The sequence below is a fragment of the Mycolicibacterium grossiae genome, from assembly GCF_008329645.1.
Taxonomy (GTDB): domain Bacteria; phylum Actinomycetota; class Actinomycetes; order Mycobacteriales; family Mycobacteriaceae; genus Mycobacterium; species Mycobacterium grossiae.
Genome location: NZ_CP043474.1, coordinates 4,434,398 through 4,447,621 on the forward strand (window position 1 = coordinate 4,434,398; position 13,224 = coordinate 4,447,621).

General features: G+C 68.8%; 13 protein-coding genes. 6 read left to right on the top strand and 7 right to left on the bottom strand.

Translation table 11 applies throughout. From position 1 onward, the window contains the following. Positions 1–6 precede the first annotated feature (6 nt). Entirely contained in the window at positions 7–573 is a 567-nt protein-coding gene (locus tag FZ046_RS21340; protein WP_070351380.1) for a hypothetical protein, read from the top strand. Here the strand turns inward: FZ046_RS21340 and FZ046_RS21345 are convergent. Next, positions 551–1,762 carry an acyl-CoA dehydrogenase family protein gene (locus FZ046_RS21345; RefSeq protein ID WP_070351381.1) on the bottom strand — a complete coding sequence of 404 codons (1,212 nt, stop codon included), beginning with the start codon at positions 1,760–1,762 and terminating at the stop codon, positions 551–553. The genes FZ046_RS21340 and FZ046_RS21345 overlap by 23 nt on opposite strands. A 165-nt stretch (positions 1,763–1,927) precedes the next feature. Here FZ046_RS21345 and FZ046_RS21350 point away from each other — a divergent pair, with 165 nt between their 5' ends. Next, complete coding sequence (locus FZ046_RS21350) at positions 1,928–3,085, top strand: epoxide hydrolase family protein (protein ID WP_070351474.1); 1,158 nt, start codon at positions 1,928–1,930, stop codon at positions 3,083–3,085. Between the two features lie 13 nt (positions 3,086–3,098). Here FZ046_RS21350 and FZ046_RS21355 read toward each other — a convergent pair whose 3' ends face one another. Genes FZ046_RS21355 through FZ046_RS21365 form a run of 3 tightly spaced genes read right to left on the bottom strand, consistent with a single transcriptional unit; the run spans position 3,099 to position 5,570 of the window. Beyond that, complete coding sequence (locus FZ046_RS21355) at positions 3,099–3,587, bottom strand: phosphate-starvation-inducible PsiE family protein (RefSeq protein ID WP_070351382.1); 489 nt, start codon at positions 3,585–3,587, stop codon at positions 3,099–3,101. Positions 3,588–3,594: 7 nt separating this feature from the next. Further along, the gene (locus FZ046_RS21360) at positions 3,595–4,074 is read right to left on the bottom strand and encodes a TspO/MBR family protein (protein WP_070351383.1); all 480 of its coding nucleotides are present in this window, start codon (positions 4,072–4,074) and stop codon (positions 3,595–3,597) included. A gap of 2 nt (positions 4,075–4,076) precedes the next feature. Next, positions 4,077–5,570 carry a purine-cytosine permease family protein gene (locus FZ046_RS21365; RefSeq protein ID WP_070351384.1) on the bottom strand — a complete coding sequence of 498 codons (1,494 nt, stop codon included), beginning with the start codon at positions 5,568–5,570 and terminating at the stop codon, positions 4,077–4,079. A gap of 221 nt (positions 5,571–5,791) precedes the next feature. On the opposite strand from FZ046_RS21365, the gene FZ046_RS21370 reads away from it, so the two are divergent. Genes FZ046_RS21370 through FZ046_RS21385 form a run of 4 tightly spaced genes read left to right on the top strand, consistent with a single transcriptional unit; the run spans position 5,792 to position 9,988 of the window. Further along, the gene (locus tag FZ046_RS21370) at positions 5,792–7,009 is read left to right on the top strand and encodes an ABC transporter ATP-binding protein (RefSeq protein WP_083297973.1); all 1,218 of its coding nucleotides are present in this window, start codon (positions 5,792–5,794) and stop codon (positions 7,007–7,009) included. Positions 7,010–7,060: 51 nt separating this feature from the next. After that, positions 7,061–8,242: a polyamine ABC transporter substrate-binding protein gene (locus tag FZ046_RS21375; protein ID WP_070351385.1), complete on the top strand. Its 1,182-nt coding sequence runs from the start codon at positions 7,061–7,063 to the stop codon at positions 8,240–8,242. Position 8,243: 1 nt separating this feature from the next. Further along, a complete protein-coding gene (locus FZ046_RS21380; protein WP_070351386.1) occupies positions 8,244–9,119 on the top strand; it encodes an ABC transporter permease in 876 nt (291 codons plus the stop codon). Next, complete coding sequence (locus tag FZ046_RS21385; RefSeq protein ID WP_070351387.1) at positions 9,116–9,988, top strand: ABC transporter permease; 873 nt, start codon at positions 9,116–9,118, stop codon at positions 9,986–9,988. The genes FZ046_RS21380 and FZ046_RS21385 overlap by 4 nt, the downstream gene beginning before the upstream one ends. Positions 9,989–10,016: 28 nt before the next feature. Here FZ046_RS21385 and FZ046_RS21390 read toward each other — a convergent pair whose 3' ends face one another. From FZ046_RS21390 to FZ046_RS21395, 3 genes are all read right to left on the bottom strand, one after another. Beyond that, a complete protein-coding gene (locus FZ046_RS21390) occupies positions 10,017–11,810 on the bottom strand; it encodes an MMPL family transporter (protein ID WP_246182834.1) in 1,794 nt (597 codons plus the stop codon). A 12-nt stretch (positions 11,811–11,822) separates the two neighbouring features. Continuing rightward, positions 11,823–12,209 (bottom strand): hypothetical protein, encoded by a 387-nt coding sequence (locus tag FZ046_RS28025; RefSeq protein WP_246182835.1) that lies wholly within the window; start codon positions 12,207–12,209, stop codon positions 11,823–11,825. A gap of 95 nt (positions 12,210–12,304) precedes the next feature. After that, positions 12,305–13,177 carry an EamA family transporter gene (locus FZ046_RS21395; RefSeq protein ID WP_070351388.1) on the bottom strand — a complete coding sequence of 291 codons (873 nt, stop codon included), beginning with the start codon at positions 13,175–13,177 and terminating at the stop codon, positions 12,305–12,307. Positions 13,178–13,224: the final 47 nt, after the last annotated feature.

Sequence of the window (13,224 nt, forward strand, 5' to 3'; positions counted from 1 at the left end):
CCCGCCATGAGCACCACCGTCCGCGACGACCTCATCCTCTCCCACGCCGCCATCACCGCCGAGGTGGACGCACCGTTCGACCACGTCGACATCGGCGAATGGCTGAAGACGCTGCCCACGCACGAATACCAGCGCTGCGCCCCCGGCGACCACAAGGCCGCGGGCTACACCGTCGACGACGACGGCACGCCCATGTCGATCAACGTGGAGATGATCGGCACGGGCCTGGTGGTGCAGCAGTACCGCTTCGATGTCACCGGTCCGCACTACTGCCGCATGGTGTCGCTCTCCGACGTCCTCACGCCCGCGGGCTGGACGACAACGCAGGTGATCTGGGAGCTGCGCATGGAGCAGCTCGACGGCGACCACTGCCGCTACACCAACACCGTGACCTCGCACCCGACGGAGGACTTCCTGGCCTTCGTCGCGGCGCAGGGTCAGACCTTCGAGGAGGCGGCCCGGGCGCGACAGGACGCGTCGGGTCGGCACTGCGAGAAGGAGACTCCGCTGTACGCGCAGAGCATCGCCCGGCACGCCGCGGCGCGCCGCCCTATTTCAGCGGCAGCCCGGTGATCGCGCGGGCCATCACCAGGCGCTGAATCTCGCTGGTGCCCTCGAAGATCGTGAAGATCTTCGCGTCGCGGTGCATGCGTTCCACCGGGTAGTCGCGGGTGTAGCCGTTGCCGCCGAGGATCTGGATCGCCTCGTCGGTGACGTACACCGCGGTCTCGCTGGCGACGAGCTTCGCCATCGAGCCCTCGGCGTTGTCGAAGGGCAGGTTGTTGCGGGCCATCCAGCCCGCGCGCCAGACCAGCAGCCGCGCGGCGTCGATGCGACTGCGCATGTCGGCCAGCTTGAAGGCGATCGCCTGGAAGTCGCCGATCTTGCGGCCGAACTGCTCGCGCTCCTGCGCGTAGTCGAGCGCGTACTCGTAGGCGGCCCGCGCCACGCCGAGCGCCATGGCGCCGACCGAGGGCCGGGTGCGCTCGAAGGTCTTCATGGCGGCCTGGCTGGCGGAGCGCTTGCCCTCGCGGGCACGGGCGACGCGCTCGTCGAACTTCTCCTTGCCGCCGATGATGAGGTTGCCGGGCAGCCGCACGTCGTCGAGCACCACCTCGGCGGTGTGCGAGGCGCGGATGCCGTGCTTCTTGAACTTCTGGCCCTGGCTGAAGCCCTTGGTGCCCGGCGGGATGATGAACGTCGCCTGGCCGCGCGAGCCGAGATCGGGTTCCACCGAGGCGACCACGATGTGGACGTTGGCGATGCCGCCGTTGGTGGCCCACGTCTTGGTGCCGTTGAGGACCCATTCGTCGGTGGCCTCGTCGTAGCGGGCGCGCGTGATGATCGCGGCGACGTCGGACCCCGCGCCGGGCTCCGAGGAGCAGAACGAGCCGAGCTGCGGATCGCTGACGTCACCGAACATCTGCGGCAGCCACTCGCCGATCTGCTCGGGAGTGCCGCTGCCGGCGAGCGACGCGGCGGCCAAACCGGTGCCGAGGATCGACAGCGCAATGCCCGCGTCACCCCAGAACATCTCCTCGAAGGCCGTCAGCATGCCCAGCCCGCTGGGTTCGGCGCTCTGCTCGGCGAAGAACTCCATCGAGTAGATGCCGACCTTCGCGGCTTCCTGGATGATCGGCCAGGGCGTCTCCTCCCGCTCGTCCCATTCGGCGGCGGCGGGGCGCACCACGGTCTCAGCGAACTCGTGCACCCAATCGCGGATCTGGACGACGTCCTCGGACGGCTCGAGCGAAAACGACATGCGACTTGTCCTTTCGGAGGGTCCTGGTTCGGGCGCGCCGATGCGGGCATGCCACATCAGCAACCGAATCCCGGCTTCGGTGAACGACTGTACACACCGTGCCCGGCGGGTCCAACCCCTACGGCGGACGTCACAGGCCATCGCGCCGCGGCCATGATGGGATTCATGACCTCCCCATCCGACGTCACCCCCTTCCGGATCGACGTGCCCGAGGACGTGCTCGACGACCTGCGCCGGCGCCTGCACGCCACCCGCTGGCCAGAGCCCGAGACCGTCGGCGACGGTGGCGATCCGGACTGGACGCAGGGCATGCCGCTGGCGTACGCGCGCGAGCTGGCCGCCTACTGGGCCGACGACTACGACTGGCGCACGCGCGAGGCAGCGCTGAACCGCTTCGACCAGTTCACCACCGAGATCGACGGCCTCGACATCCACTTCATCCACCAGCGTTCCCGCCACGCCGACGCCTTTCCGCTGATCATCACCCACGGGTGGCCGGGTTCGGTGGTGGAGTTCGCGAAGGTGATCGAGCCGCTCACCGACCCGACCGCCCACGGCGGCCGCGCCGAGGATGCCTTCCACATCGTGTGCCCGTCACTGCCGGGCTACGGCTTCTCCGGCAAGCCCGAGGCGACCGGGTGGAACGTTGAACGGACCGCCACGGCGTGGGAGACGCTGATGACGCGCCTGGGCTACGACCGCTACGGCGCGCAGGGTGGCGACTGGGGCGGTGCCATCACCGCGCAGATCGGCCGCAACGGCGGGCACTGCGCGGCCATCCACACCAACTTCCCCATCGGCGCGCCGACCGAGGAGGCGAAGACCAACCCGACCGCCGAGGACCGGGCGGCGTTCGAGGGCCTGAACCACTACCGCACCCAGGACAACGGCTACTTCAAGCAGCAGTCCACGCGACCGCAGACGGTCGGCTACGGGCTGACGGATTCACCGGTCGCGCAACTGGCGTGGATCGTGGAGAAGTTCTGGTCGTGGACCGACTGCGACGGCCACCCCGAGAATGCGCTCACGCGCGACGAGATGCTCGACGACGTCATGCTCTACTGGGTCACCGGCACGGCGGCGTCCTCGGCGCGGATGTACTGGGAGAGCCAGCACTCCTTCGGTTCGTCAAACCGCGTCGAGGTCCCCACAGGCGTCGCCTCGTTCCCCAAGGAGATCGGTCCGACGCCGCGGTCCTGGTGCGAGGCGAACTACCGCATCACGCGCTGGACGACGATGCCGCGCGGCGGCCACTTCGCCGCCTTCGAACAGCCGGAACTGTTCGTCGACGACGTGCGCGCCTTCTTCGCGACCGTGCGCTGACGCCGCACCGGGCTCACGTCTCGGCCTGCGGCCCGCCGTCGCGCACGCGTTGGCGCATGACCAGCGCCGAGATCGAGAGCACCAGGACCACGCCACCGAGAACGCCGATCTGGACTGCCGCACGCGAGAATTCGGGACCCTTGGGCAGCAGCGTGGCCGCTTCGACGGACAGCACCACGATCTCCTTGATCGCCGCGAGGATGCCGACGATCAAGAACGGCTCCACGGCGATCTCGTGCGAGCGCAGACTGACCCGCACGGCGTAGAGCAGCTCGACGAAGATGAAGATGAGCAGCAACCCGTCGAGGACCTCGATGGCGAGCGTCGACGTCGGGGTGTCGCGCAGGTGGAGCAGCTTGACGAACTGCGCGACGAGCAACGCCGTCGATCCCAGGACCAGGACCACGGCGATGGCCCAGTAGATGGCGTCCTCGACCCAGCCCAGGACCCGGTCGGCCAGCCGTTGCCGTTCGCGTTCGTCGTCGCCGGTCGCCTTGGCCATCACGTGCTCAGCGGTTCAGCATCCAGATGCGGGTCGACAGCGCCGTCGCGAAGGCGCACCACAGTGGGTACAGGCCGAGCACCCCGGCCGGTGCACCGTTGGTGCGGACCGCCCGGCGGGTCAGGTCGGCACTGCTGACGGTGAGTGCGGCGGCGGCGACCGCCGAGGCGCCGAGTTGGCGACGGTTGAAGAACAGCCACGACCACCCGCCGTTGAGGACGAGATTCAGCGCCAGCAGCGCCGAGTACTTCGACGCTTCGTCGTTGCGGCTCTGCTCGTTCAGGGTGTCGATGGTGGTGGCCGACACCGCGGCGATGTCGGCGTACAGCAGCGGCCACACGATGGGGAACGCCTGGCGCGGTGGCTGGAAGCTCGGCTTGCGGAGCCGGGCGTACCACAGGGACTGGGCGGGACGGCTGGCGAGACCGCCCACGACCGCGGTCGCCAGCGTGGCGGCTCCCGTCTTGGCGAGCGTCTGGGTGCGCATGCTCATTCCTCTCCGTCCCGCGCGGGTTCCGACGCGGGCGTCACTGGTGTCGACACGGACGATGGCCGGCGCGACCACCGGTACCCACCGTAGAGGACCAGCGCGACGGCGAAGTCGACGAAGTACGCCACGTCGGCGCCGTGCCACGCGAGCGCCACGGGTCCCTGGATCAGGGTGGTGTTCATGAACGGCACGGCCGCGACGTACGCGACGACGAAGGCCACCAGCGCCGCGACCGCGTCGGCGCGGCCGGTGCGCTCGACGGCGGGATCGACGACGGCCACGCCGCTGCCGACGTCGGCGCCGCTGACCACGGTGCGCCGCCTCAGCCGGAGGACCCAGTCGATCACCACCACGGCGACGAACCCGGGGATCCAGTACCCGATGAGCAGCAGCACGTCCTGGAAGCGGGTGGCGGTGTCGGCGGCGTGCAACCACAGGATGAGCGCGAACGCCGCAACCGTGACGACGACCGACGACACCGGCCTGCGCAGCCGGACGCCGAGCGTCTGCAGGGCAAGCGACCCGCTGTAGTCGTTCATGACCCCCGACCCGACCGACGCGAGCGCGATGATGGCCAGCGCCAGCGCGCCGATCACGCCGCCACCCATCACGCTCTGCACGCCCTCCACCGAGTGTTCGGAGACCAGCTCGCCCGCGGCAACGCCGATGCCCTGAATGAAGGTGTACGCCACCGCGATGCCGGCGAACGAGTAGCCGAACACCCGCAGCGGCGACGAGTCGGCGGGCAGGTACCGGCTGAAGTCGGCGGCGTAGCTTGCCCAGGACACCGACAGGCTCAGCGCGATCGTCACCTCGAGCACGAAGGCCCCGACGAGGTCGGCACCGGTGACGGTCGCCGGCACCACCACGTCGTGACCGCCGACCAGACGGACCGCGAACACCACGAACGTCGCGAGCAGCACCACGGTCAGGACCGCCTGCAGGCGGTGAATGAGCTCGTAGCCGAAGAAGCCGACGACGCCCTGCACGCCGAGGACGATCAGCACGGCGGCCCAGAACGGGATGCCGAGCAGGGCGGCCAGCGCCTCGCCGCCGAACAGCCCGACCAAAGCGTCCCAGGCAATCGATGACAGCCACTGCAGCGCGGCGGGCAGGACGACGGTGCCGCCGAAGGCCATCCGACCGGTCGGCAACTGGGCGGTGCCGGTCCGCGGCCCCCACGTGGACAGGTAGCCGACCACGAGTGAGCCGAGCACCGTGCCGATCACCATGGCGAGCATGCCGAGCCAGAAGCCGAGCCCGAGGGTGATGGCCAGCGCGCCGGTGAAGACGCCGGTCATGTTCACCTGCGGTGCGAACCAGACGGTGAACAGCCGCCGCGGCGATCCATAGCGACGGTCGAGCGGTATCGGGGCGATCCCGTGCGTCTCGACGCGAAGGTCTCCCGCGCCCGCCGGGGTGCGGCCGGAGAACGGCGGGGCGCTCAGCGCGCTCGACGGCGGCGGAGTCTGGGTGAGCGGACGCTCGGTCATGCGCTCATTCGACCACGCAGGTGCTCACCAGCGTGCACGCGCGTGCCGAAGGTACGAGATCCGGCGCGGATTCGGCGTCTGAGCAACGTTCAGGATGAGGAAATCCATTGTTCGATGGCGAAAACGTTGCGGAAACGGTTGCGAAGGTGCGTCCGATGGGTGAAGGTTTACCCACAGCGCACGGGCTGAGCAGGGCTGCCATCGCCCTGGCGACGTCAGCCATGCCTGCGAGGCACGAGGAGAGACTTCTGACCGGCACGAGCAGCACAGCCGTCGACCACCCGACGGGAGAGGACGGGACCACCCGCGGCGCGGGACGCCCCGTCATCGAGATCGACCACGTCACGAAGCGCTTCGACGATTACGTCGCAGTCGCCGACGCACACTTCTCGATCGCCTCCGGCGAGTTCTTCTCCATGCTGGGCCCATCGGGCTGCGGCAAGACCACCACGCTGCGGATGATCGCGGGCTTCGAGACGCCGACGACGGGGGCCATCCGCCTCGAGGGCGCCGACGTATCGAAGGTCCCGCCGCACAAGCGCAACGTCAACACCGTCTTTCAGCACTACGCGCTCTTCCCGCACATGTCGGTGTGGGACAACGTCGCCTACGGCCCGCGGTCGATGAAGAAGGGCAAGGCCGAGGTCACCCGCCGCGTCGACGAGATCCTCGAGATCGTCCGGCTCACCGACTTCGCCAAGCGCAAGCCCGGCCAGCTGTCCGGCGGTCAGCAGCAGCGCGTCGCCCTGGCCCGCGCGTTGGTCAACTACCCCAGCGCACTGCTGCTCGACGAACCCCTCGGCGCACTCGATCTCAAGCTGCGACATGCAATGCAATTCGAGCTCAAGCGCATCCAGCGCGAGGTCGGCATCACGTTCATCTACGTGACGCACGATCAAGAGGAGGCGCTCACCATGAGTGACCGCATCGCCGTGATGAACGCCGGCAACGTCGAGCAAATCGGCTCTCCCACCGAGATCTACGACGCGCCCGCCACCGTGTTCGTCGCCAACTTCATCGGCCAGGCCAATCTGTGGCCGGGACGCCAGCAGCGCGTCGACGGCGGAGTCGCCGAGATGGCGGTGCTCGGCACCACGCTGCGTGCCCGCGCCGGCGAGACCGCGATCGAAGCCGGCGGCCGCGCGACGCTGATGGTGCGCCCGGAACGGGTGCGCGTGTCGACCGAACCGTTCGGCGGCGACCATGCGTCGGTCGCGGGCACCGTCGCCGACGTTACGTTCCAGGGTCCGGTGCTGCGAGTCTCGGTCACGGCGCCCGACGACTCGACCATCGTCGCGCACGTCGGGCCCGAGCACGGCCTGCCGACGCTGCGGCCGGGCGACCGGGTGCACGCCGGCTGGACGCCCGACGCGTCGCTGGTGCTGCCCGCCGCCGACATCCCGACCACCGAAGACCTCGAGGACATGCTCGACGATTAGTCGGGCGATGACCGCCTCCCCTCCCCTCCTCGACGAAAGGCACTCTCCGCCATGGCTTCCGACTCTCAGTTCGACCCGCGCCGCCTGGCCGCCACCCGCACCAACCGCCGTCGGTTCATCGGCGGCGGCGCCGCAGCCGCGGCGGCGGCCATCCTCGGTCCGTCGTTCCTGGCGGCGTGCGGGTCGGACAGCTCCTCGTCCGGCTCCGGCGGCAGCGACACCACCGGCACGTCGAGCAACACGCTGCGCATCTCCAACTGGCCGCTGTACATGGCCGACGGCTTCGTCGCGGCGTTCCAAACGGCCTCCGGTCTGACCGTGGACTACAAGGAGGACTACAACGACAACGAGCAGTGGTTCGCCAAGGTCAAGGAGCCGTTGTCGCGCAAGCAGGACATCGGCGCCGACCTCGTCGTGCCGACGCAGTTCATGGCGACCCGCATCAAGGGCCTGAACTGGCTGAACGAGATCAGCGACGCCGGCGTCCCGAACCGCAAGAACCTGCGGCAGGATCTGCTCGACGCGAAGGTCGACCCGGGCCGCAAGTTCACCGCGCCGTACATGACGGGCATGGTGGGCCTGGCCTACAACCGCGCCGCGACCGGACGTGACATCCGGTCGATCGACGATCTATGGGATCCCACGTTCAAGGGCCGGGTCAGCCTCTTCTCCGACGTGCAGGACGGCCTCGGCATGATCATGTCGTCGCAGGGCAATTCGGTGGAGGACCCGACGAGCGACGGCGTCAAGAAGGCCGTCGACCTGGTGCGCGAGCAGAAGGACAAGGGCCAGATCCGGCGGTTCACCGGCAACGACTACGCCGACGACCTGGCCTCGGGCAACATCGCGATCGCGCAAGCGTATTCGGGCGACATCGTGCAATTGCAGGCCGACAATCCCGACCTGCAGTTCGTGGTGCCGGAGTCCGGTGGCGTCTGGTTCATCGACACGATGGTGGTGCCCTACACCACGCAGAACCAGAAGGGCGCCGAGCAGTGGATCGACTACGTCTACGACCGCGCCAACTACGCGAAGCTCGTCGCCTTCGTGCAGTACGTGCCGGTGCTCAGTGACATGACCGACGAACTGACCAAGGTCGATCCCGCGGTCGCGAAGAACCCGCTGATCAACCCGCCGGAGAACATGCAATCCAACCTCAAGTCCTGGGCGGCGCTGTCCGACGAGCAGACGCAGGAGTTCAACACCCTGTACGCCGCCGTGACCGGCGGCTGACATGGCAGGAGTCGCGACCAGCGGGAGGCAACGCAGCAAGCTCGCGCCCTACCTGATGATCCTGCCGGCGCTGGTGTATCTCGGGGTCTTCTTCGTGGTGCCGCTGGTGACGCTGGCGCGGACGTCGCTGTCGTCGACCGGCGGCTCGGTGTACCTGCCGACGCTCACGTTCGACTGGAACTTCGGCAATTACGCGACGGCGTTCCGGCAGTACGAGGACCAGATCCTCCGGTCGTTCGGCTATGCCGCCGTCGCCACCGTGGTGTGCCTGCTGCTGGCGTACCCGTTGGCGTACGTCATCGCGTTCAAGGCCGGCCGGTACAAGAACCTGATCCTCGGCCTGGTGATCCTGCCGTTCTTCGTCACGTTCCTCATCCGCACGATCGCCTGGAAGACGATCCTGGCCGACGAGGGCTGGGTGGTGCAGGCACTCGGAGCGGTGGGTCTGCTGCCCGAGGAGGGCCGGTTGCTGTCGACCGGCTGGGCGGTCATCGGCGGGCTGATCTACAACTGGATCATCTTCATGATCCTGCCGCTGTACGTGAGCTTGGAGAAGATCGACCCGCGGCTGCTGGAGGCGTCGAAGGACCTGTACTCCTCCAGCCCCCGGAGTTTCGGCAAGGTGATCCTGCCGCTGTCGATGCCCGGTGTGCTGGCGGGCAGCATGCTGGTGTTCATCCCGGCGGTCGGCGACTTCATCAACGCCGACTACCTGGGCAGCACGCAGACCACGATGATCGGCAACGTGATTCAGAAGCAGTTCCTGGTGGTCAAGGACTACCCGGCGGCTGCCGCGCTGAGTTTCCTGCTGATGGCGCTGATCCTCGTCGGGGTGCTGCTCTACACCCGGGCACTGGGAACCGAGGACCTGGTATGACGATCCGAGACCGCATCGCCGAGGCCAACGCGGACGTCGCCGCCACTCACGACGACGCGACGCCGAAGCGCTCGCTGGCCACACGACTCAATCTTGGCGACAACGCATTGCGCGTCGTCGCCGGACTGGTGCTCCTGTATCTGTTCCTGCCGATCTTCGTGATCATCCTGTTCTCGTTCAACAAGCCGACGGGCAAGTTCAACTACACGTGGCGCGGTTTCACGCTCGAGAACTGGGCCGATCCGTTCAAGTACCCGGCGCTGACCGAGGCACTGAAGCTGAGCCTCAGCATTGCGGCCGTGTCGACGCTCATCGCCCTGGTGCTCGGCACGTTGGTCGCGATCGCTCTGGTGCGCCAACGGTTCCGCGGGTCGCGCGCGGTGGACACGTTCCTGGTGCTGCCGCTGACCGCACCCGAGGTCGTGATGGGCGCGTCGCTGCTGACGCTGTTCCTCGACCTCAACTGGGCGGCCGGCTATACGACGATCCTCATCGCCCACGTCGCCTTCGAGGTGAGCTTCATCGCGATGACGGTCCGGGCCCGCGTGCGGGGCTTCGACTGGACGTTGGAGGACGCCTCGATGGACCTGGGCGCCAGCCCGACGCGAACGTTCTTCCGGGTGACGCTACCGCTGATCGTCCCCGGAATCGTTGCCGCAGCGATGCTCTCGTTCGCGCTGTCCCTCGACGACTTCATCATCACCTACTTCGTCAGCGGATCCACCACGACGTATCCGCTGTACGTCAACGCGGCGGTGAAGGCGGCGGTGCCTCCGCAGATCAACGTGCTCGCCACCGCGATCCTGTTGATCAGCCTACTGCTGCTGGCGGTCGGCACGCTGTACCGCCGCAAGCGGATCGACACCTGACGCTCGGCGACGGACTCGGGCGTCCACGTCAGGCGTCGACGCGCGCCTGGTGCCTCTCCTCGAGCGCCGCGCCCTCGATGTCGACGTCGGGGACGTACCGGCCGAACCACCTCGAGTGCGCCCACGCCGTGCTGCCGAGCATCGCGAGGACGGCGGGGATCAGCGTCAGCCGCACCACGAACGCGTCGAGGAACACCCCGGCCGCGAGGGTCAGGCCGACCGACTTGATGATCGGGTCGCCGCCGGCGAGGAACGCGATGAACACGCCGAACATGATGAGCGCGGCGGCGGTCACGACGCGTGCGGACAACCCGACGCCGCGGCGGACCGCCTCCCGCGCGTCCTCGGGATGGCGGCTGTACTCCTCCTTGATGCGCGAGACGACGAACACCTGGTAGTCGCTGGAGAGGCCGAACACGATGGCCAGCACGATGATCGGCAGGAAGCTGATCGTCTCGCCCGGCGTGATGCCGAGCAGTCCCGCCGCCCAACCCCACTGGAAGATGGCGACCTGCACGCCCATCGCCGCGAACACCGACAGCAGGAATCCGACGATCGACGTGATCGGGACGATCGCGGTGCGGAACGCGATCGTCAGCAACACGAACGCCAGTCCGACGACGACGAGCAGGAACACCGGCAACGCGCTGGCGAGCTTGTCCGAGGTGTCGATGTTGGACGCGGTGTTGCCGCCGACGAGGATGGTCGCGCCGGTGTTGCCGACGATGGCCTCGCGGTCGGCGCGGATCCGCTTGACGAGGTCAGCGGTCTCGGTGTCGTTGGGTCCCGTCGTCGGGATGACCTGAATGACACCCGTTGCGTTCTGCACCACGGCGGGAGCAGCGGTCACCACGCCGTCCTCGCCGCGCAGGTTGGCGGCGATGGCCTCGACGGCGCGGGGGTCCGACGCCGCGGAGAGATCGGCGACGACGAGCAGTGGCCCGTTGAAGCCCGCTCCGAGGTGCTCGGTCGTCGCGTCGTAGGCCTTGCGGGCGGTGTTCGTCTCGGGCTGCGAGGCGCCGCTCGGCAGCCCGAGGTGCATGCCGAGGGTGGGCAGGCCGATGATCACCAGGGCAGCGACCCCGGCGGTGAGCAGCGGCACGCGGAACCGGACCACGAACCGCGCCCATTTGGCCCCCATCGTGCGCTGCGGCGTGTAGGCCGCGACCTGCGCGACCTCCTTGGCGCGGTTCGGCTGCCCGGGGGTCTTGATGAAGGTGGCCACCTTGCGGCCGGCGAAACCGAGCAGAGCGGGCAGCAGCGTGAGCGCGATCAGCAGAGCCACGAGCACCGACAGGGCGGCGGCGATGCCCATGTAGGTGAGGAACGGGATGCCCACGACCGCGAGTCCGCACAGCGCGATGATGACGGTCAGCGCCGCGAACACGACAGCGCTCCCCGCGGTGCCGACGGCCAGGCCGACGGCTTCGTCCTCGGGCTTCAGGAGCAGCAGGTTGTTGCGGTAGCGGTTGAGGATGAACAACGCGTAGTCGATGCCACAGGACAGTCCGAGCATCAGCGCCAACGACAGTGCGGCCGAGGGCATGTCGATGAACGCGGCGACGGCGAAGATGCCCATCGCGCCGATGCCGACGCCGATGCTGGCGGTGAGGATCGGCAGACCCGCGGCGACGACGGCACCGAAGGTGACCAGCAGGATGAGGAACGCGACGACGATGCCGATGATCTCGGGCAGGTGCGGGACGGTCACCTTGTAGCCGGGGTACACGCTGCCGCCGTACTCGACGTCGAGTCCGGCGGCCTGCACGGGCGCCATCGCCGCGCTGAGCTGGCCCAGGGAGCCGTCGGTGACCTCGCCCATGGGGGCCTTCCACTACACCGTGCCCAGCCCGACGCGCCCATCGGGAGCGACCAGGCGCGTCTGGGTCGGCCCCGCCGCCATGGCGACGTCGGGCGATGCGGCCACCGTCGCCATGGCGCGGTCGATCGCCGGCGCGAGTGCCGGATCGTTGAGCGACCGGCCCGGCTGCGCGATGAACGCCACCTGGGTCTGCGCGCCGCTGAACGCGGGCGCCTTCTGCTGCAACTGCTCGACGGCCTGCTGCGACTCGGTGCCGGGGATGCTGAAGTCGTCCTTCGGCTGGCCGCCCAGGCCGAGGCCCGCGGCGACGACGGCGCCGAGCACCACCAGCCACGCCACGAGCACCAGCCAGCGGCGTCGATGGCTGAAGCGGGCGAGGGCGTACAGATAGCGCGACATCGTGGAGATCCTCCGCTGGGCGAAACCGGACACCCGTCCATTGCCCGCTGTCGGGCGGATCAATCGCCCGGGTGGGTGGAATCACCCTCGTCGCATCACCCGGTCACCTCGGCCGGCACCGGCGGTACGGTCCGCGCACCGGTGCGGGCGGCCCCTACGCCCGCGGCCACGACCAGCGCGATCCCGACCAATCCGGCCGGACCGGGCACCTGGTGCAGGACGACGAAGCCGACCAGCATCGCGAAACCGGGTTCGAGAGCCATCAGCGTGCCGAACGCCGCGGTGGTGAGGCGCCGCAGCGCCAGCATCTCGAGGGTGAATGGCACCACCGGGAGCAGCAGCGCCAAACCGATGCCGACGAGCAGGATCTCCGGCGTCACGCGCGGCAGCACGACCGGACCCACGACGAGTGTGGAGAACACCGCGGCGGTGCCCATGGACACCGCGAGTCCGTTGATGCCCTCGACGGCGTCACCGACGCGTTGCGTGAGCAGGATGTAAAGCCCCCAGCACACCGCGGCGGCCAGCGCGAAGCCGACGCCGACCACGTCGACGGTGCCCGACCACGGCTGGGTCAGGAGCAGCACGCCGAGCGCGGCGAGGCCGGGCCACAGGAACCGCGAGCGGCCCCGACCCAGCAGCACCGCGACGCCGAGAGGGCCGAGGAATTCGAGCGCGCTCGCCGTACCGAGCGGGATGCGGGCGATAGCCGCCATGAACAGCAGCGTCACGCCCGCGGTGACGACGCCCAACAGGACGCAGGTGAGGAACGCAGGCCGGGTGAAGGCGGCGCGACGGGGACGGACGAGCAGCAGCAGGAGCACCCCCGCCCAGGCCAGCCGCAACCAGGCCGCGCCCTCGACGCCGATGCGGTCGACGAGGGTCAATGAGAGGGCGAGGCCGACCTGCACGCTCAGCATCGATCCGGTCGCCATCGCCGCGCCGGTGCGGGCCTGATTGGATGTCACCCGAGCATTGAACGGGAGGCGAAACGTTCGCGTCCACGTCATTTATG